Genomic DNA, 289 nt, shown 5'->3' with positions numbered 1-289 from the left:
AGCTGGAGGCGGTGCAGCAGGATACAGCGGAGGGCTGCAGGGCGGTCATCATCACGGGGTTGGCCGCGTAGCCGCCCGTGGCGAGCAGGGTGTTTTTAGCATTGATCTGCTTCATACTGTCTTTGGTTTCGAAGATAGCGCCCGTCACCTTGCCATCGGCGTGAACAAGCTTCACCATCTTATGCTCGAACAGAATGTCGTGACCTTGGCCGGACAAGCGCTCGGCGATGCCGTCGTTGCGCGTGGGCGGGACGTAAGAGGGCTCCCACAGGTGCTGCACATAGGGCAC

1 protein-coding gene is annotated in these 289 nt (G+C 60.6%); it reads right to left on the bottom strand.

Annotated features, from left to right (window positions below):
• Window positions 1-289, bottom strand: a 289-nt coding sequence (locus NE591_RS15390) for an FAD-binding protein (protein ID WP_256157119.1), incomplete at both ends; no start/stop codon positions are given.

It is taken from the genome of Adlercreutzia sp. DFI.6.23 (genome assembly GCF_024462535.1).
Classification (GTDB): Bacteria; Actinomycetota; Coriobacteriia; order Coriobacteriales; family Eggerthellaceae; genus Adlercreutzia; species Adlercreutzia rubneri.
The sequence above is the reverse complement of the archived record's forward strand: the minus strand, read 5'-3'. Positions and strand labels throughout refer to the sequence as shown.